This is a genomic window from Corynebacterium sp. HMSC065D07, assembly GCF_001810695.1.
In the GTDB taxonomy this organism is placed as follows: Bacteria; Actinomycetota; Actinomycetes; order Mycobacteriales; family Mycobacteriaceae; genus Corynebacterium; species Corynebacterium hesseae.
Genome location: NZ_KV802470.1, coordinates 102649 through 121860 on the forward strand (window position 1 = coordinate 102649; position 19212 = coordinate 121860).

The 19212-nt window shown below is 60.8% G+C and carries 13 protein-coding genes; 7 read left to right on the forward strand and 6 right to left on the reverse strand.

All coding sequences use genetic code 11. From position 1 onward, the window contains the following. Positions 1–19: 19 nt before the first annotated feature. Positions 20–1366: a YjiH family protein gene (locus HMPREF2760_RS08885; protein ID WP_070597106.1), complete on the reverse strand. Its 1347-nt coding sequence runs from the start codon at positions 1364–1366 to the stop codon at positions 20–22. A 367-nt stretch (positions 1367–1733) separates the two neighbouring features. Between HMPREF2760_RS08885 and HMPREF2760_RS08890 the strand changes: the two genes are divergently transcribed. The 4 genes from HMPREF2760_RS08890 to HMPREF2760_RS08905 are packed head-to-tail and all read left to right on the forward strand — an operon-like array spanning position 1734 to position 7626. Then, entirely contained in the window at positions 1734–3116 is a 1383-nt protein-coding gene (locus HMPREF2760_RS08890) for an amino acid permease (RefSeq protein ID WP_070531231.1), read from the forward strand. Between the two features lie 2 nt (positions 3117–3118). Beyond that, entirely contained in the window at positions 3119–4087 is a 969-nt protein-coding gene (gene hutG, locus HMPREF2760_RS08895) for a formimidoylglutamase (RefSeq protein WP_070597107.1), read from the forward strand. Between the two features lie 33 nt (positions 4088–4120). Beyond that, a complete protein-coding gene (locus HMPREF2760_RS08900; RefSeq protein ID WP_070524965.1) occupies positions 4121–4513 on the forward strand; it encodes a (deoxy)nucleoside triphosphate pyrophosphohydrolase in 393 nt (130 codons plus the stop codon). Beyond that, a complete protein-coding gene (locus HMPREF2760_RS08905; RefSeq protein ID WP_070597108.1) occupies positions 4510–7626 on the forward strand; it encodes a DUF3427 domain-containing protein in 3117 nt (1038 codons plus the stop codon). Before HMPREF2760_RS08900 ends, HMPREF2760_RS08905 begins: the two co-directional genes overlap by 4 nt. 354 nt (positions 7627–7980) lie before the next feature. Here HMPREF2760_RS08905 and HMPREF2760_RS08910 read toward each other — a convergent pair whose 3' ends face one another. Continuing rightward, positions 7981–9216 carry an MFS transporter gene (locus HMPREF2760_RS08910; RefSeq protein ID WP_070563092.1) on the reverse strand — a complete coding sequence of 412 codons (1236 nt, stop codon included), beginning with the start codon at positions 9214–9216 and terminating at the stop codon, positions 7981–7983. Between the two features lie 106 nt (positions 9217–9322). Between HMPREF2760_RS08910 and HMPREF2760_RS08915 the strand changes: the two genes are divergently transcribed. Then, a complete protein-coding gene (locus HMPREF2760_RS08915; RefSeq protein WP_245168466.1) occupies positions 9323–9844 on the forward strand; it encodes a hypothetical protein in 522 nt (173 codons plus the stop codon). A gap of 36 nt (positions 9845–9880) precedes the next feature. On the opposite strand, the gene HMPREF2760_RS08920 is transcribed toward HMPREF2760_RS08915, so the two are convergent. From HMPREF2760_RS08920 to HMPREF2760_RS08930, 3 genes are all read right to left on the reverse strand, one after another. Next, positions 9881–10732: an ECF transporter S component gene (locus HMPREF2760_RS08920; RefSeq protein WP_070562927.1), complete on the reverse strand. Its 852-nt coding sequence runs from the start codon at positions 10730–10732 to the stop codon at positions 9881–9883. 63 nt (positions 10733–10795) lie between these two features. Continuing rightward, on the reverse strand, positions 10796–11644 hold the full coding sequence (locus HMPREF2760_RS08925) for a DNA primase (RefSeq protein WP_070562924.1): 849 nt from the start codon (positions 11642–11644) through the stop codon (positions 10796–10798). A 76-nt stretch (positions 11645–11720) separates the two neighbouring features. Then, entirely contained in the window at positions 11721–13442 is a 1722-nt protein-coding gene (locus tag HMPREF2760_RS08930; protein ID WP_070562921.1) for a carboxylesterase/lipase family protein, read from the reverse strand. Positions 13443–13557: 115 nt separating this feature from the next. Here HMPREF2760_RS08930 and HMPREF2760_RS08935 point away from each other — a divergent pair, with 115 nt between their 5' ends. Then, positions 13558–14319 carry a hypothetical protein gene (locus tag HMPREF2760_RS08935; protein WP_070562918.1) on the forward strand — a complete coding sequence of 254 codons (762 nt, stop codon included), beginning with the start codon at positions 13558–13560 and terminating at the stop codon, positions 14317–14319. A 153-nt stretch (positions 14320–14472) separates the two neighbouring features. Then, on the forward strand, positions 14473–18195 hold the full coding sequence (locus HMPREF2760_RS08940; protein ID WP_070562915.1) for a multifunctional oxoglutarate decarboxylase/oxoglutarate dehydrogenase thiamine pyrophosphate-binding subunit/dihydrolipoyllysine-residue succinyltransferase subunit: 3723 nt from the start codon (positions 14473–14475) through the stop codon (positions 18193–18195). 490 nt (positions 18196–18685) lie between these two features. On the opposite strand, the gene HMPREF2760_RS08945 is transcribed toward HMPREF2760_RS08940, so the two are convergent. Then, positions 18686–19212, reverse strand: a 527-nt coding sequence (locus tag HMPREF2760_RS08945) for an LPXTG cell wall anchor domain-containing protein (protein WP_246823664.1), incomplete at its 5' end; no start/stop codon positions are given.

Genomic DNA, 19212 nt, shown 5'->3' on the forward strand with positions numbered 1-19212 from the left:
GCCCTCATCTGAGCCCTCCTTAGGTCACCAAGAAGGCAATCGGCGTCGTAATGATGATGGTGAGCACCACGCGCTCGAACCAGATGACCACGAGCTGCCACAGCTTGATCGGGATCTTGGTGGCCAGGATGCAGGGCACCAGCGCGGAGAAGAAAATGATGGCGGAAATCGCGACCACGCCGATCACGAACTTGAGCACCATGCTCGAGGACCCAGCCGCCACGGTGGCAGGCAGGAACATTTCCGCGATTCCCATGGCGGCTGCCTTGCCCGCGAGTGCCGGTTCCGGCAGCTGGACAATCCACGCGAAGGGATAGAACAGGTAGCCCAACCAATCGAAGAGCGGAGTGAAGTTAGCCAGCAGAAGGCCAATCAGGCCCACCGACATGATGGAGGGCACGATCGCCGCCGCCATGCGCACGCCATCGCGCAGGTTCTCCCAGATGGCAGCACCCAAAGACGGCGCGCGGTCCAGCGCCAGCAGCGCCTCGCGCCAGGCGGCCTTGATGAAGTTGCCCTTGACCGGCTTTTCGGGGTCCGGTTGCACGCCGTCGACGTACTCATCAGGGATCCTGCTCAGCGGCGGAATCCACACGGTGATTGCAGTAACCAGGAAGGTCACCACGAGGGATACCGCGAAGTAGGTGCCCCACATGCCCATCAGGTCGAGCTGCTTGGCGACGATCACCATGAAAGCCGCTGAGACCGTCGAGAAGCCCGTCGCGATGATGGATGCCTCACGTGCGGTGTAGCCGCCGCGCTGATACACGCGGTCGGTGATGAGAATTCCCAAAGAGTAGGAGCCCACGAAGGAAGCCACAGCGTCGATGGCGGAGCGCCCCGGCGTGCGCCACAGCGGGCGCATGATGGGCTGCATGAACACGCCCACGAATTCAAGGAGGCCATAGCCAATCAGCAGGCCCAGGAAGGCGCCGCCAATTGGCACGATGAGGCCCACCGGGGTGGCAATGGAATTCCACAGGAAGGGCACGATGTCCTCATTGCCCAGCACTCCCGGCAGGGTTCCGATGACCATGAGGAAGGAAACCACCAGGCCCACCACGTTGAGGACTGTAAAGACCGCTTGCAGCGGCCCCTCCCGCCAGTTCTTGTTCACGATGCTACGCACCGTGCCATAGAGCGCCAGCGCCAGGATGAACCAGGGCACGAAGGCATCGGCATAAGTGCGGATGATGGTGACCATGTGGTCAAGCGGGATGGACTTCTTTCCGTCATAGCTAATGGGAAAGAAGAAAACGAAAGCGCCAATAGCGCTGTAGACAAAGAGGCGCCAGATGCCCTTCTTGGAGGGGACATCGTCGTCGCTTTCGTAGAAGGCGTCAACGATTGCGTCTTCAGAGTTCATGTTCTACCTCACGGTGGTGGAAACTACACGTCATTAGCACGGCCACAAACGCGTTCTCTTAAATGATCGCGCCGATCAAGCACACGCCAAGAAAAGGCGGTTGCTTGAAGCCGTGCCCACGCGACAGCCACACGCAGGTCTTCCACATACTAGCGGCACCACACACACTTGTCACGCACGTCACCCCCACAAGCGGAATGAGTCCCCCGCCATAGAGCCCAACCGTGCCACCCCCACCACAAAATTGACCCCACGTCTGAACTAGAGGAAAGTAACTCCCAGACCCACCCGCACCAACCACTCCCCTTCATCCGCGGCGCCGGAACCAACGAGCACCGCATAGGGGAACTGAGGAGGACGCATCCCCGTGGCAGAAACCACCGCCAAGCGCCCCGGCTTGAAACACCGGCACCTGCACTTCATCGCCCTGGGCTCGGCCATCGGCACCGGCCTGTTCTACGGCTCCGCCGGCGCCATCCAAGCCGCCGGCCCCTCGGTCCTCTTGGTCTACCTCCTCGGCGGCGCCGTGGTTTACTTCCTCCTACGCGCGCTCGGTGAGATGTCCGTGCACCACCCCGTCACCGGCTCCTTCGCCGAATACGCCCGCGCCTTCCTAGGCCCCTGGGCGGGTTACATCACCGGCTGGATGTTCGCCTTCGAGATGGTCATCGTGGCCCTGGCGGATCTGACCGCCATCGGCGTCTACATGCAATTCTGGTTCCCCGGCTCGCCCAAATGGGTCTGGGTTGCGGCCACGCTGCTCCTCGTCGGCGGCGCCAACCTCGCCACGGTTAAGGCCTTCGGTGAGCTGGAATTCGCCTTCACCATCGTCAAGGTCGGCGCCGTCATCGCCATGATCTTAGGCGGCGTGGCCGTGCTCGTCTTCGGCCTCTCCACAGCGGAGACCACCGGCCCGGCCAACCTGGTCAACGATGGCGGCTTCTTCCCCAACGGTATTTCCGGCATGGTCGCTTCCTTCATCCTGGTCCTCTTCGCCTTCGGCGGCACGGAGATCGTCGGCGTCGCCAGCGCGGAGGCCGAGGACCCCGCCAAGTCCGTGCCGAAGGCCGTCAACACCATCCCGGTGCGCATCCTGCTCTTCTATGTCTTGGCTATCCTGGTCATCCTGATGATCAACCCCTGGCGCAGCATCACCGGCGAGGAAAGCCCCTTCGTCCAAATCTTCTCCACCCTCGGCGTCACCTGGGCCGCGGCCGCCCTCAACGTCGTCGTCATCACCGCGGCGGTTTCTGCCATCAACGCCGATCTCTTCGGCGCCGGCAACGTCCTCACCGGCTTGGCACGCCAGAACCTCGCGCCGCAGATCATGGCGAAGAAGACTCGGGGTGTGCCCGTCATGACCATGATCATCCTGCTCATCGTCATGATCATCGGCACCGCGCTCAACGCGCTCATCCCGGAGAATGTCTTCGAAATCATCGCTTCCCTGGCTACCTTCGCCACCATCTACGTGTGGTTGATGATCCTCCTGGCCCACGTGGCCTCCCGCCGCCAGATGCCCACCGAAGAGCGTGCCAGCCTGGAATACACCGTCCCCTTTTGGCCCTGGGGCCAATACTTCTCGATCGTCTTCATCATCTTCACTTTTGGCATCATGGTATGGCAGGAGCAGTACCGCCCGGCACTCGCCACGGGCGTTATCTTCATCCTCCTCATGACTGCCATCTTCTACCTCACCGGCCGCCGCACCGCCGCAGGTACCACGCAAGGAACAGACGCGAAAGGATAACCATGAACACCGTTGATGCCCCCGCCTACTCCCCCGCCCCCGAGTGGTCCGGCCGCTCCGATGGCCCGGGCCCCGAGCATGCGCGGTGGCACAGCGTGGTTCGCCCGCTGGACGTCGCCAAGCCCCAGGCAGAACCCGGCGTCGCACTCCTTGGTTTTGCCTCCGACGAGGGCGTTGAGCGCAACCATGGACGCCCCGGCGCGGCTGCAGGCCCGGCCGCCCTGCGCAGCGCCCTGGGTTCCCTGGCGCTGCACCATACGCACCCGCTTTACGACGCCGGCACGATCACCACTCAAGGCACCGACCTGGAGGGCTCCCACGAGCGCCTCTCCGATGCAGTGGAATCACTCTCGCGCGCCGGGCACCTGCCCATCATCCTCGGCGGCGGCCATGAGACGGCCTTCGGCTCCCACCGCGGCGCCTTCCGCGCCCAGGGCCCACTGCAGATCATCAACCTGGACGCGCATTTCGATCTCCGCACCGCGGACGTGCCCACCTCCGGCACCCCGTTCAAGCAGATTTCTGAGCTGGTCGGCCGCGAAGACTTCGACTATTCCGTCCTGGGAATCTCCCGCCCCAACAACACGCCCGTGCTTTTCGACGAAGCCGCCGCCCTCGGCGTCACCGTCGTCCTCGACGAGGAACTGCTCAGCATGGACCTCGCCCAGGTGCGCGACACCGCCGCGCGCATCTGCGCCGGTACCACACCCATCCACCTCTCCATCGACTTGGACGTTCTGCCCGCCGACCAAGCCCCTGGCGTCTCCGCCCCCGCAGGCCTCGGCGTCCCGGTAAACATCATCCGAGAACTCGCACTCACCATCGCCGCCACGGGACGCCTGGCGCTTGTCGACGTCGTCGAGCTCAACCCCACCTTCGACATCGACGCCCACACCGCCAAGCTGGCCGCGCGGTTGATTGATGACATTGTGACTGCGCATATTTCTGCTGCCACGGGCGCGAATTCCTAGATAAGACCGGGGCTAGCCGGCATACTGGTCCCCATGAGTTCACCGATTCGTGTTGTCGGCGCCGTCTTCACAGACGGCAATCGTTTCCTGGCCTGTCGAAAGGCTCCTGGAAAGTCCCTCGCCGGCATGTGGGAGTTTCCGGGCGGCAAGGTTGAGTCGGGCGAAACCCCGGAGCAGGCGCTGGCGCGTGAGATCAAGGAAGAGCTTTCCGTAACCGCAACCGTTGGCGACAAGGTCACCTCGACCTTGTACGAGTATGACTTCGCCACCATTGAGCTAACTACATTCCTGTGCCGCATCGAGTCCGGTGAACTAACCCTTAGTGATCACGACGAGACGCGTTGGGTGACCTCACCTGAGGCACGGGAACTCGACTGGGCTCCCGCAGACATTCCCACCGTCAAACTCATTTCTTCGCGCCTATGAGCTCCGAATCCATCCTGCCCTTCGGCATCTACGAAACCCCGGTCACCGCTCGTATTCAGGAGCGGATCGAGGAGACCAAACGGGCTCGCCCCACGGCTGCTACTGGCATCGCTCACGAGTCCACGAAGGACGTCAATCCGCGCTTCGCCGCGGCAGTGTCTCAGCATTTCGCCAAAGCACTTGAACAAAAACTCACCGAGATGACGAAGGCGGAAGACCGCGTTGCCCTCATCAATGCGCTAGCACAACATCTTGGTGCGGATGAGTCTATCGCCGCAGAACAGCTGCTCTACGCCATCTATCGATCAGAGCTCGAGGAGGCCCCGGAGCTTCCGGAAGTCTCGCTCAACACCAGTGCCTTGTTCACCAACAGCGTGGACGACACCAATATGTCGGTTGAGATCGCCCGTGAGATTAGAACGGCGGACTCCGTCGATCTGCTGTGCGCTTTCATCAAGAGCTCGGGCATTGCGATCATCAGCGATGAACTGGAATACCTCAGGGATCACCAGATTCCGTTGCGAGTCATTACGTCCACTTACTGCGGGGCGACCGAAGCAGCCGCAGTGCGCCGACTCGTGGAAGATTACGGTGCTGAAGTCCGCATTTGCTACGAACACAAGAGCACACGTTTGCATGCCAAGGCCTGGCTCTTCCGGCGAAAGTCCGGGTTCGACACCGCCTTCATCGGCAGCTCAAACCTTTCGCGCTCAGCGCTTGTTGACGGCTGGGAGTGGAACGTCCGAGGTTCTCGTTCCTCCACGCCGGAGATCATTGAGAAGTTCATCAAAACCTTCGACAGCTATTGGTACGATGCCCACTTCAAAGCATTTGATCCCGAGAAGGACTACGAGCGCCTCAAGGACGCGCTAGGCAGCGCCAAATTCCTCGAATCAAAGCCCGGCGAAAAGCTCGAGCTATCAGGCCTTCGCGTCGAGCCCTATCCTTATCAGGAGGAGATGCTCGAAGCTTTAGACTCCGAGCGCGAAGTTCACGGTCGTCACCGCAACCTCCTCATTGCCGCCACCGGTACAGGCAAGACGGTCGTGGCTGCACTTGACTACCGCCGCCTATGCGAGAAACTGGGGCGAAGGCCACGACTACTTTTCATTGCCCACCGGCGTGAGATTCTCACCCAGGCCCAGCGGACGTACCGCGAGGTTCTTCGCACTGCCAGCTTTGGCGAGCTCCTCCTAAGCGGTGATCAGCCCGCCCAGTGGGACCATGTCTTCGCGAGCATCCAGTCGCTGCATGGCAAGCGCCTGGCCCAGATTGCGCCGGACCATTTTGAAGTCGTCGTCATTGATGAGTTCCACCACGCCGAAGCCGCAACGTATCGCGCTGTTCTGGACTACCTGCAGCCGCGTGAGCTCCTTGGCCTCACGGCTACACCGGAGCGCGGTGACGGTGAGAACGTCCAGAAGTATTTCGATTATCGCGTAGCCCATGAGCTTCGCCTCTGGGATGCGTTGCGCCTCCAGCTCCTCGCACCGTTGCACTACTACGGAGTCGACGATGCTACTGACCTGACGAGCCTAACCTGGAACCGTGGAAAGAAGGACTATCAAGCTTCGGAGCTGAGCGAGTTTTATATCAAGGCCGGAGAAAAGCGCACCAGGTTCATCATCAATGAGCTCAACCGTCGCATTTTCGATCTCTCCGAGATGAAAGCCCTTGGCTTCTGTGTGACCATCGCCCACGCCGAATACATGGCGGAGCAATTCAACCTTTTCGGTATCCCTGCCCTAGCGGTCAGCAGCAAGCTCAACATTGATGAGCGTCGTCGCGCCATCGAGCAGCTTCGCGAAGGCACGATCAAGATCATCTTCGCGGTCGATATTTTCAACGAAGGCATCGACATCCCAGCGGTCAACACGCTGTTGCTTCTGCGCCCGACGCAAAGCCCGGTGCTCTTCGTCCAACAGCTTGGCCGAGGTCTGCGCCTCAACGAAGGAAAGAACGCCTGTACCGTCTTTGATTTCTTAGGTCTCCAGCACGAGGAATTCGATTTCGAAGAGCGCTTCAAGGTGCTTACCGCCGCTCGCGGAAAGAACCTCGCCAAGGAGGTAGAGCAAGGATTCCCTACTGCCCCGCCTGGCTCTAGCATCACCTTGGACCGCGTGACGACCGAGCGCGTTCTAAAGAACATCAAACGCTTGGCCCGGAACACCGTTAAGAAGATACGAGCACTCATTACTGACTACGGCTCGACCGACCTCGCAAGCTTCATAAATAGCTCTGGCGTCCCCGTGGAAGACATCTACCGTCGCAAGGGCATTACGTGGACCACGCTGCTTCGCGACGAGAACCTGCTGCCCTTCGGCCCTGCGAGCGAGCACGAAGAGTTTCTACTCAGCCGAATCCGGGTGCTGCTACACATCAACGATCTCAACCGCGTAGCGGCCTACAGTCTCCTGGTTTCTCCGGATGGGCCATATGAGAACGATATGACTCCCGAGCAAGTCCGGTACGCCACCATGCTTGTGCTGGCTCTGTGGGCGAACTCAAATACGGCAATCCCAGAGACCATTGACCAGGCCCTGGGCATCATCCGCGCCTGCCCTGCCTTCGTCGCCGAAGTAACTCAGGTTATGCGGCTCACACTCGACCGCTCCCGAGTCATCCCAGAGAAATCGACGAATAGTGTCTTGGAAACACACGCGGATTACAGCCTCGCCGAACTCGTCGGCGCTTTGGACGACGGCTCTCTGCGCAAGCTCGCCAACCTCCCACGCGAAGGGGTACGCCGCTTCGATGCCTCTAACACTGATCTTTTCCTGGTTACTTTCCAAAAGGATGAGAACGTTAGTGCTTCGACAAACTACCGCGATTACCCGCTAGCACCGGATCGTTTGCACTGGGAATCCCAATCCACCACATCACTTAAGTCCGCGATGGCCCGCCGCTACATCCACCACCATGAGCTCAACGGCAACATCATCATCGCAACCCGTTTTAATAAGAAGAACAAGGTGGATACGGCTTCGGCATATACCTTCCTAGGAAACGTCGATTACGTCACGCACAGCGGTGAGAAGCCGATCCAGTTCGAATGGAGCCTCCGCCGTGACATGCCCAAGCAGCTTTATGCAGCCGGGCGCACTGTGGCTTAAACCTCACATTGAGTTAAACCAGGAAGTTGACGCCGTAACCACCATAAATTAATCTTTTCTTAGCAGATTAAGAAGTAATTAATCTCTGTTGCCTTGGTGCAGAAAAATGGAGGTCGGTTATGGGAGCCGCGAGCGAGCGTAGCCAAAAGCGCTGGAACCGCCCAGATACCGGTTCCGAAACTTCCGTGTATGGGTTTACGCGTTTTAGGGAACGCAGCTTCAAGACTGGCACCACCCCACGCTGGGCTGCATGCAGCAAGAAAGCGCGCCACACGAGCTAAGTAGCATTAGTCCCGCCCCGAAACTCCGTCAGCACAACTCCGCTAGCAATTCGCAGTCGGACTATTCTGCTCTCTATCGCCGCGGGTGGTAGCGGCGGCGCAACCCACGCAGAATGATCTTCCGCTCACCCAAGGTGTCGCGGCCGAATGCCCACGCAACAATGCCGGCCGCAGCCACGAGCGCGCAGAACCCGAAAGCGGTCTCAAATCCGTACCTATCCGCCAGCAGCCCGATGAAAATCGGGCCTAAAATCTGCCCGAAGTCACCCGCCATCTGGAACGTCGACAGCACCTGTCCGCCCGAGCGCTGCGAGCCGACGATGTCCGCCACGGCTGCTTGCTGCGACGGAGCGATGAGGCCCGATGCCGCGCCGGACAGGGCGGAGAGGATGAGGAGGGATACGATGTTCGTCGCCAAGCCCAGCGTGCCAACGAACAATGCGGAACCCACCAGTCCTGCAATGATGAGCGGGCGACGTCCGACCCGGTCAGACCATGATCCGGAGAACTGCAGGACAATGGCGTTGCCGGCGGCGAAGGCCGCCAGAGCGACGCCCGACGTCGAGGCGCCGTTGGCAAAAATGGCGGCTGCGAACAGAGGGAGGACAGCCACGCGCACGCCCATGTTGATCCAGCCTTGGGCAAAATTCGACGTCAGTACCGCCCGGTAGGCGGTATCCTCCCAGGCTTCCGCCAAGTGCATCGGACGGAGTTGGCGCCGGCGCTCATCGGCGCGATTGACCGACGGCATGAGGATCCACACAACCAGCGCGGCGATGGCCACACCGGTGCCGTAAATAAAGAAGGGCCACCGGAACCCCAGGAAGGAAAGGCTCGCACCCACGAGCGGACCAATCACGTTGCCGAGAAGGAAGGATGTGGCGTAGGTGGCCGAACAGCGCCCGCGGATGCTGGGCGGTGCCAGGCGCACGATGAGGCCCATTGCTGCGACAGTAAACATCGTCGAACCAATGCCGGCGATAGCCCGCAAGGCGACGATCTGCCAGTATTCCTGCGCCATCCCCACCAAGCCGGTGGTGAGCGCCACGGTGAACAAACCTGTCACGTACACGCGGCGCGTGCCCACGCGGTCAATGAGGAAGCCGGCAGCCGGGGCGAAGACTAGGCGGCTAGCGGAAAAGACGGAGACAACGAGGCCGGCTGCGGCCATCGAGACGTCGAAGCTAACGATGAACTGTGGAAGCAGCGGCGCAATGAGCCCGTACCCCAAGGCGATGATGAACCCGGCGGTGACCATGACCCAAATTTCCCGCGGGATCTTAACCTGCGGAGCTGCAGTACTTTTCATATCGCCATTCACTGTATCCCACCCCGTCAAATCGTCGAACGCTACATCGAACATATGTTCCCTTAAAGGTTCGGTGATGTCCGCGTGGATTTCTAGTGTGTGGGCCATGAAGAACTACAGCAGCATTCACACTTCCGTTCAGTCCCCGTCCGCTCTCAGCACCGGTGAACTCACCGCGGATATCCTCTACCACCACCACGAAACGCTTCGCTCCATAGAGAGCATCATCCGCCATCCGCGCTCGCTTGCGCGGCCGACGCCACAGTGGCGCCCACCATCAAAAGTGCTGCCACCGGTAAAGACATATGGCGGTGAAGCACTCCCGCTGACGCTTACCATTTCGCGCCACCGCGTGGGTGAGCGGGCTAAGGCCCGCGTTCTGGGGTATGGCGAAAAGCGCGTGCCCTCCTACCTCGTTACGGTGCGCATTACTGATCCCACTGGCCGCCCCGTCGCCCCCTCACTAGCGGAAGCGTGGGTGCGGGCCCTAGTTCCTGAAGAACTCGTCTCCGCAGTGCATGAGATTTCCAGCAGCAGCGCAGCTACGTTTGTGTGGCTGGTGGATAGCACCTACACACCGGTGCATTCCCCGCTTTCCCTTTTCGAAGGGCTTAGTCAGGCCGCCTAGTACCGGTGGGCCTCATCAGGTCGAGATGCTCAGCCGCTAGAAGTAGCGCTGGATCCGGTCCAGGAAACCTTTGGGCGGTTCCTCATCAAGAGAAAGTGAGAACCTATCCTCCGTCAGCACGCGATCCAATGCTGGGCGCGTCTCCGGGTAGTCATAAAGGCGGAGGATGGGTTTCGGCGCCAAGCGGATTGCAATGCACACCACAAGCGCCGTAAACGTCTTGTCAATGACGTCAGAGCACAGGTTCTGAAGCAGTATGGCGAGGTGTTCATCGTGCAGTATGAGCTCCCACAGCGCTATAAGTTCAGCGGGGCCGCGCTGGCCGTAATCGCTGGGAAGTAACCACGTAGAAACTGCGGACAACAATCCTGCGACAATGCCCAGCCCGGTACCAGCAAGCATCATGGCCAGCGTTCGTTTAAACGCACCACGGCGCGCAAGCCAGCCAAACAAATAGGCCACCACCACGGCTGTTGGCAAATACGCCAAGAGCGACGGGTTATTGATACTAGCCAGGCAAGCGCTCAAAACTGCGGTGCCCATTCCCAAGACAGGGCCGTAAACGATTGCTATGAAAGCCGTGCCCATCATGTCGAGGTACAAGGGGATGTTGATGTTGAAGATCAACGACGACAAGAGGAGGTTTGCCGCCACTGCAAGCAAAGGGTTGAACAGTGCGTGGTTACCCAAGGACCGCCACTGTGCAGCAATGAAGAAAATTGCGCCGAGCAGACTCAGGCACCACACGCCGGTCGAAAGCACGGAGGAAAAGACAAAATCCCGATGGCCATAGTCCGGATTCAACGACAGCACCCAAGACAAAGCCACACACACTAGCGCTGAGCCAACACACAGACGCTGGTACAGCGATGCCTTGTCATTCGGCATTTGTCTTGGTTGCTCCTCTTCAACGCCAGGGAAAAGTACGCTCCTACCCTACCCCGGACGCTTTTAGTCGTCGGCGTCGCCTTCCTCGATGTCGGAGTCATCGTCATCATCGTCGTCGAAAAGAACGTCATCCTCGTCCTCATCATCGGCGCCGAAAATGTCATAGACCTCAGGCTCGTCAATATCGGAATCATCGATGCTGACCAGCTGGGCTTCCCAATCCAAGGCCTGATCGGAGACAAGGCTCAGCACGTCAAAGAGACGGTCAAAGTCGGTGTAGGTGCCCAGTTCGAGGGCCTCGGCAGGAACCTCGATGATGGGAGCTAGCCCGCCGTCCACGTCTTCCGCGTCGCCGAAGATGGCAACGCGCTCTTCTTCGCTCAGGTCCTCTGGAGTCTCGATGTCCCAGAGCTTGCTGATTGCCTCATCCTCCAGCTCATCGAGCTCTTCCTCATCAAAGTCGAAGGAGAGGAAACGCACGACCGCGCTCGGAACACCGTCGATGGTCTCCACCAGCACGCGCAGTTCCGAATCGTTGGCTACCTCCGCCACGACGAGGTTCGGGTTGAATTCGTCCTGGACAAACTCCAACTCAGCGATGCGCTCATCGGTGCCCTCCAGCAGGTCACGCAGCACCGTCACCACCTGGTCCGTGGCGATGTGGCGGGATACGGCCTCAACCGCATCCTCCACAGAGAACGCCACGGACACCAAAACGGCCTCGAAGTCTTCGTCATCCTCGTCCACGTCTGCGGCGGCGATATATACGTTGGCGGCTGGCAGAAGTGGGTCAATTTCCACAAACTGGATTTCCAAATCGGAGGTGATGGGCACGAACATCACATCGTCATTGACGCGGGACTCAATGCCCTCCCCGTCCAGCGCAGAGGCGATATCTTCAAAAAAGCTCATGTGATAAACATCCATCCATGTGGGAGTCTCACCCAGGCTGCTGCCAAGGCCCCACACATCTTACCTGCGTTTGCCCTCAATAGCTGCCGTCCGCAAGCAGGAATCCCAGTTCCTTCAGAATCTCCGGACGCCCGGTGCCCCACTCCAACATGTCGTAGGCCTCCCACGCTTGGCGACGCCCCTCCATCGGTGCCTCCTCGACGCGCGGCTCCACATCGAAAACCATCGTCGAGCGCTGCGGTGCGCGATATTGCGGCCAGTTGTCTTGAGGAGCCCCTCCCCTGATGAACTCGCCCCATTGCGCCTGCATGGTCTCCGTCACGTCATCCATTTCGGAGGATTTAGCAATGCTGGTGAGGAAGGAGACGCGTGATGCTCCCGGATCACCAAAGATATTGGAGAGCTCCATCGAATGCATCGCTCCCAAGCCCAACCAACGCAGTGCTGCCGGGGCGAAGTCGAAGCGGTACATCCACGTCGGATAGCGCCGCGCATGCTCCGAAGCCACGCGGACGGTGGGGGCCCAGAAGAGGGCGTCGGTAAGCAAGTCCCCGAAATCGCGGCGCGACACCGCACCACCGTATGCCGCGACGACATCCGGTGCGCTTTCCGGATCGAAGGAAGCTAGCAGGCGCAGCGCTGCGCGCTCACGCGCACTCTGACGCTGGTAAAGGAACTTGCCAAAACTAGCTTCACCGGAGTTGGTTCCTACAAGCAAGGGCACGGGGTGCTGGTTGCCGGCCTCGAAGGCCTCGATGGGGTGCTGTGGGATGAGGTCGCCGTCGACAGTCGGCGCATAGCAGGAATTTAGATACAGTAACTCCCCCGCGCGCCACATCATAGACTGACCGGAGCGCACCACGTCCGCGAAATCTTCGCGGCGTAAATCATCCGCGGTGGTATCACGCGGCAAGGCCATCTTGTGGACCAGCTCGCGGGCCCAAAAGACTGACTGCGCTCGCGAATGAATCATGCCGATCGGTGGTGATTGAGCAATCGCACGGTGGAACAGGCCCTCGGCGCGCGGAACAGCCATCAACGTCAGGACCGCAGCACCGCCGGCGGATTCCCCCATGAGCGTGACATTGTCTGGGTCCCCGCCGAAGGCCGCGATATTGTCCCGCACCCACTCCAAAGCCAAGACCTGGTCCGCCACCGCCGGGTTAGCGCACGCCTCACCGCCAAGACTGCGGACGTCGAGGTAACCCAAGGCGCCCAAGCGGAAGTTCACCGAAACATAGACCACGCCCATCTGCGCCGCGAATTCGAAACCGCGCAGCATCAACATGTGGGAGGAGCCCACGATGAAGCTGCCACCATGCAAATACACCACGACGGGCAGCTTCTCCCCTTCCTGAGAACCCGACGGTGCATCGGGCCCACCCGCATGGTGTGGGCGGACGACATCGAGGGTCAGGCAGTCCTCCGCGCCTTCAATGCGGTCGGTCCAGGAATAGACCGGCTGCGGGGCAACATGGCCAAACTCGCGGCAATCCCGGATCCCTTCCCAGGCCGGGGCAGGGCGCGGTTCCATGAAACGGTACGCACCCGACGTATCCGCGCCGAAGGGAATCCCGCGCCACGATCGCACGGGCGCGCTCAGTGGACGGTCCGTGCGCAATTCCTCTTCGATGCAGCCGCGTACCCAGCCGCCGCTGGTGAGGACCGTGAGATCGTCGGCAAGCGCAGTGCGTGCTGCCTCGTGGGCGGCGCGGGCACGGGCGCGGAGGGAATCTGCAAGCAAGCGCGCCGCGGCCGCGCTGACCTCACGCGGAGGGGAAGGCTCAAACTCGCTCATGTCTCATACCCTAGTGTGCTAGCTTGCCGACGCGCTCAATAAAGCTTTTTCGATACGGTGGTAAACATACAGTTCAGATTCACAATCAGCATTAGCAAAGAATTAAGGTGAGACAATGCTCGACAAGGTCTTTGACAAAAAGAACAAATCTGTTAGCCGCCGGGATTCATCTAAAGAGGGGGCCAGCACTTCCGAGACCGTAGGCACCTTGGAGGTTGATGAGTCCAACCGCATTACCCAAGGTTTCTTAGGAGCCATCGACAAGATCGTCTCAGTACAATCTTCCGTCATCATCAGCTACGTCGAAGGTCTAAAGAAGCGCAACTCCGACGCCAGCCCGGCTCAGCTCCAAGCACTCATTGACAAGCACTTCATGAACATCATCACCGGCACGGGTGCCGCCGCCGGTGCCTCCGCTGCTATCCCCGGTATCGGCCTCGTCACCGGCGCAGCCACCGTTGGCGCTGAATCCTTGGTCTTCCTCGAAGCAGCCGCGTGGTACATCCTCGCCTCGGCGCACCTGCGCGGTGACGACATCCGCGATAAGGAGCGCCGCCGCGCACTCGTGTTGGTGGTGCTCACCGGCTCCCAGGGTAGCGCCTTGGTCGATACCTTTGTGGGCGATGTGACCTCACTGTCCGGTGTTACCTCCGCGGCCACTCTCTCGCGCTTCTCCGGCCCTACCCTCAGCGGCCTCAACGGCCGCCTGACCAAGCTGTTTATGAAGCAGGCCACCAAGAAGCTGAAGTGGGCGTGGGTGTCTAAACTGCTGCCGATGGGTGTAGGCGCGGTGCTGGGAACAACCGCCAACCGCAAATTGGGCCGCCAAGTAATTGACCATGCCAACACTCAACTCTCCCCCCTGCAGGGGGAGTAAAGGCCGCGAAACGCGCCCAGGATAGTGGCCAAACTTACAGGGCCCGTATCATAAAGGAAGACACTTTTCGGGGTGCCTTTCGCACCCGTGGATTGGCCTACTAGAGTCGAATAAAGACAAACTTAGAAGCACAGAAAGAGGCGAGCATCTGCCGTGAGCAACTCGAGCATCTATGGCCCGAATGCGTGGCTGATTGACGAACAGTTTCAGCAGTACTCAAAGGACCCGGACTCCGTAGACAAGGAGTGGCGCGAGTACTTTGAGGCCAACGGGGCACCGAAGTCGGCCGCACAGTCCAAGGCTGCGGACGCTCCGGCCACCACCCCCGCACAAAAGAAGGGCGCGGCACAGGCTGCAGAGAAGTCCCCTGCCGCACCGGGTGCCAAGGCACCGAGCGACTCTAAGGCTTCTGCCGCGGCCGCTAAGTCCGCAAAGAAGGCGGAGAAGAAGTCCGAGTCCCCGCTGGATCGCATCAAGGATGCACCGGAGCCGGGCTCCCGCGTGCTCAAGGGCATGTTCAAGGCAATCGCCAAGAACATGGACGAGTCCCTGGAGATCCCCACCGCCACCACCGTGCGCGACATCCCGGTCAAGCTCATGTGGGAAAACCGTGCGATGATCAACGATCACCTCAAGCGCACCCGCGGCGGCAAGATCTCCTTCACCCACATCCTGGGCTACGCCATGGTCAAGGCGGTTCAGATCCACCCGGACATGAACGTGCGCTACGAAATCAAGGACGGCAAACCCACCGTGGTCCAGCCGGAGCACGTCAACCTGGGCCTGGCCATCGACCTCCCGCAGAAGGATGGTTCCCGCGCCCTCGTCGTGGCTGCCATCAAGGAGGCAGAGAACAAGACCTTCTCCGAGTTCATCGATGCCTACCAGGACATCGTTGACCGCTCCCGCAAGAACAAGCTGACGATGGATGACTTCTCCGGCGTCACCATCAACCTGACCAACCCGGGCGGCATTGGCACCCGTCACTCCATCGCCCGCCTGACCAAGGGTTCCGGCGCCATCATCGGTGTCGGCTCCATGGACTACCCGGCTGAATTCGCCGGCACCTCCGCAGACCGTCTGGCAGACCTGGGCGTCGGACGCCTGGTTACCCTCACCTCCACCTACGATCACCGCGTTATCCAGGGCGCTGAGTCTGGTGAGTTCCTGCGCACCATCGGCCAGCTCATTCTGGACGACGCCTTCTGGGACGAGCTCTTCGAGTCCATGGGCGTTCCCTACCAGCCCTTCCGCTGGGCTGCCGACGTCCCCAACACGGGCGTCGACAAGAACACGCGCGTCATGCAGTACATCGAGGCCTACCGCTCCCGCGGCCACCTGCTGGCTGACATCAACCCGCTGGGCTGGAAGCAGCCGGGCCTGCCTTGGCCGGATCACCGCGACCTCGACCTGGCTACCCACGGCCTGACCATCTGGGATCTGGACCGCACCTTCAACGTCGGCGGTTTCGGTGGCAAGGAGACCATGACTCTGCGTGAGGTGGTTACCCGCCTGCGCTCCGCTTACACCCTCAAGGTCGGCTCTGAGTACGCCCACATCCTCGACCGCGATGAGCGCGGCTGGCTGCAGGAGCAGATTGAGGCCGGCATGCCGAAGCCGACCAACTCTGAGCAGAAGTACATCCTGCAGAAGGTCAACGCGGCTGAAGCCTTCGAGAACTTCCTGCAGACCAAGTACGTGGGCCAGAAGCGCTTCTCCTTGGAGGGCGCTGAGTCCCTCATCGCCCTGCTGGACTCCATCGTGGACACCGCCGCTGGCCAGGACCTCGACGAGGTCGTCATCGGTATGCCGCACCGCGGCCGCCTCAACGTGCTCTTCAACATCGTGGGCAAGCCGCTGGCAGATATCTTCGGTGAGTTCGACGGCAACTACAAGGGCGGCCAGCTCGGCGGATCGGGTGACGTGAAGTACCACTTGGGTGCTGAGGGCGAGCACCTGCAGATGTTTGGTGACGGCGAAATCAAGGTCACCCTGGCCGCTAACCCGTCTCACCTCGAGGCCGTTGACCCGGTCATGGAAGGTATCGCACGCGCCAAGCAGGACATCCTGGACAAGGGCGCGGAGGGCCACACCGTCGTGCCGATCATGCTCCACGGCGACGCCTCCTTCACCGGCCTGGGCGTGGTCCAGGAGACCATCAACCTGTCCAAGCTGCGCGGCTACACCACCGGCGGTACCGTCCACGTAGTTGTCAACAACCAGGTTGGCTTCACCACCACCCCGGACTCCGGACGTTCCACGCACTACGCCACCGACCTGGCCAAGGGCTTCGACTGCCCGGTCTTCCACGTCAACGGCGACAACCCCGAGGCAGTTGTCTGGGTGGGCAAGCTGGCCACCGAGTACCGTCGTCGCTTCGGCAAGGACGTCTTCATTGACCTCGTCTGCTACCGTCTGCGCGGCCACAACGAGGCCGATGACCCGTCGATGACCCAGCCGCTGCTCTACGACATCATCGATGACCACAAGTCCGTCCGTGAGCGCTACACCGAGGAGCTCATCGGCCGCGGCGACCTCTCCGATGAAGAGGCAGAGGCAGCTGCACGCGACTTCCACGACCAGATGGAATCCGTCTTCACCGAGCACAAGAAGGCGCAAGAGGCTGGCCCGAAGGAGCAGACCGGTATTACCTCCTCCCAGGAACTGACCCGCGGTCTGGATACCTCCATCACTGCCGAGGAACTCGCCGAGATCGGCGATGCCTACGGCACCCCGCCGGAGGACTTCGAGTACCACAAGCGTGTTCGCAAGGTTGCCAAGGACCGCCAGAAGACCTCCCGCGAAGGTGGCATCGACTGGGGCTGGGGCGAGCTCATCGCCTTTGGCTCCCTGGCCAACTCCGGCAAGGTCGTGCGCCTGGCCGGTGAGGATTCCCGCCGCGGTACCTTCACCCAACGCCACGCAGTGGCCTTCGACCCGCACACGGGTAAGGAATACAACCCCGTTGCACACCTGGCTGAGTCCAAGGGCAATGGCGGCAAGTTCATGGTCTACAACTCCGCGCTGACCGAGTACGCCGGCATGGGCTTCGAGTACGGCTACACCGTGGGTAACCCGGATGCTGTCGTGGCCTGGGAGGCACAGTTCGGTGACTTCGCCAACGGTGCTCAGACCATCATCGATGAGTACATCTCCTCCGGTGAGGCCAAGTGGGGGCAGCTGTCCAGCCTGATCCTGCTACTGCCCCACGGCTACGAGGGCCAGGGCCCGGACCACTCCTCCGCCCGCATCGAGCGCTACCTCCAGCTGTGTGCTGAGGGCTCCATGACCGTGGCACAGCCGTCCACCCCGGCTAACCACTTCCACCTGCTGCGCCGTCAGGCTCTCGGCGAGATGAAGCGCCCGCTCGTGGTCTTCACCCCGAAGTCCATGCTGCGCAACAAGGCCGCGACCTCCTCCGTCGAGGACTTCACTGAGATCAAGAAGTTCCAGTCCGTCATCAATGACCCGAACTTCGTTGACATCAACGGCAAGAAGGTCGGCGATACCGACAAGGTCAAGACCATCATGTTGGTCTCCGGCAAGCTCTACTGGGAGCTGGCCAAGAAGAAGGAGGCCGACGGCCGCGACGATATCGCTATCGTCCGCGTGGAGATGCTCCACCCGATTCCGTTCAACCGTCTGCGTGAGGCTTTCGAGGCTTACCCGAATGCAACGCAGATTCGCTTCGTGCAGGACGAGCCGGCCAATCAGGGTCCGTGGCCGTTCTACAACGAGCACCTGCGTGAGCTCATCCCGGATATGCCGGAGATGGTCCGCGTGTCCCGCCGCTCGCAGTCCTCGACTGCTACCGGTAACGCGAAGGTTCACCAGATTGAGCAGAAGAACCTGCTGGAGGAAGCCTTCGACATCTAAAGGTGCTTATGACCTGAAGCGCTGACACACAGCACAGCGCCGAGCAAGGCCCCGGCCACCACGAGCTCACAACGAGCGTGGTGGCCGGGGCTTTTTCTTGACCGCAGGGAACCCAACAGCTGTGCCGCACACGCCTACGTCTCCCCCGCCCACCCTTCGCGCTCACAGGGGGACATCAATCAGCGACCACTAGCGCTCCCGGTGAGCGCGAAGGGTGACGCACACAAGAGTCCTAAGGCCCCGGCGGTTCTCAGCGTTTCGGCCGACAGGACAGCGGGCCCTCAATCTTGCTCAGTTCCGGTCGAGGGGCGCAACACCACGAAAGCTGACAAACCTTGCTCAATGCCAGCATCGAACTTCGAAGGCGTATCTGGACCTCGCAGTGCGATTGCGCAAGAAGAAACGCCCGAGCTTTTGCTCGGGCGTTTGCTCGTGGTTCACTCAACCACTGCCTTGGGGGCTGGCCAAGCCCCCTAAGGAAACCTAGGTCTTAGGAATCCTTGCGGCGGCTAGGACGCAGAATCAACGCTGCACCAGCGATGAGCGCCAAAGCCACACCAACAAGGCCTAGGACGTTGGCACCGGTGTTGGCGAGCTTGCCAGACGAGGTGCTCTTAGCAGAGGCCGGAGTGCTCGAGGTCGTACCAGGCTGGCTGGCCTGGTTCGGCTGAGCATTCTGGTTCTGCGTTGGCGTCGGCTGTGCTTCCGTGTTCGACACCTTCGGCTGCTGCGGCTGCTGCGGTTTCACCGGCTCAACCGGCTTGACCGGCTTCGTCGGCAACTCCGGAATGTGCGGAGGCTTGAAGAAGTGGGCCAGTGCCGGCGGGATAATCACCAGCGGGATGAGCGGCCACAGGCCGCTAAGGTCCGGAATGCTCGAAGTAGAAAAACCAGGCTTTTCAGGTTCTTCGGTCGGGGTTTCCGACGGTTCTTCGGTCGGGGTTTCCGTCGGATCCTCCGTCGGATCCTCGGTTGGGTCTTCCGTTGGCTCTACCGTCGGGTCCTCGGTGGGATCAA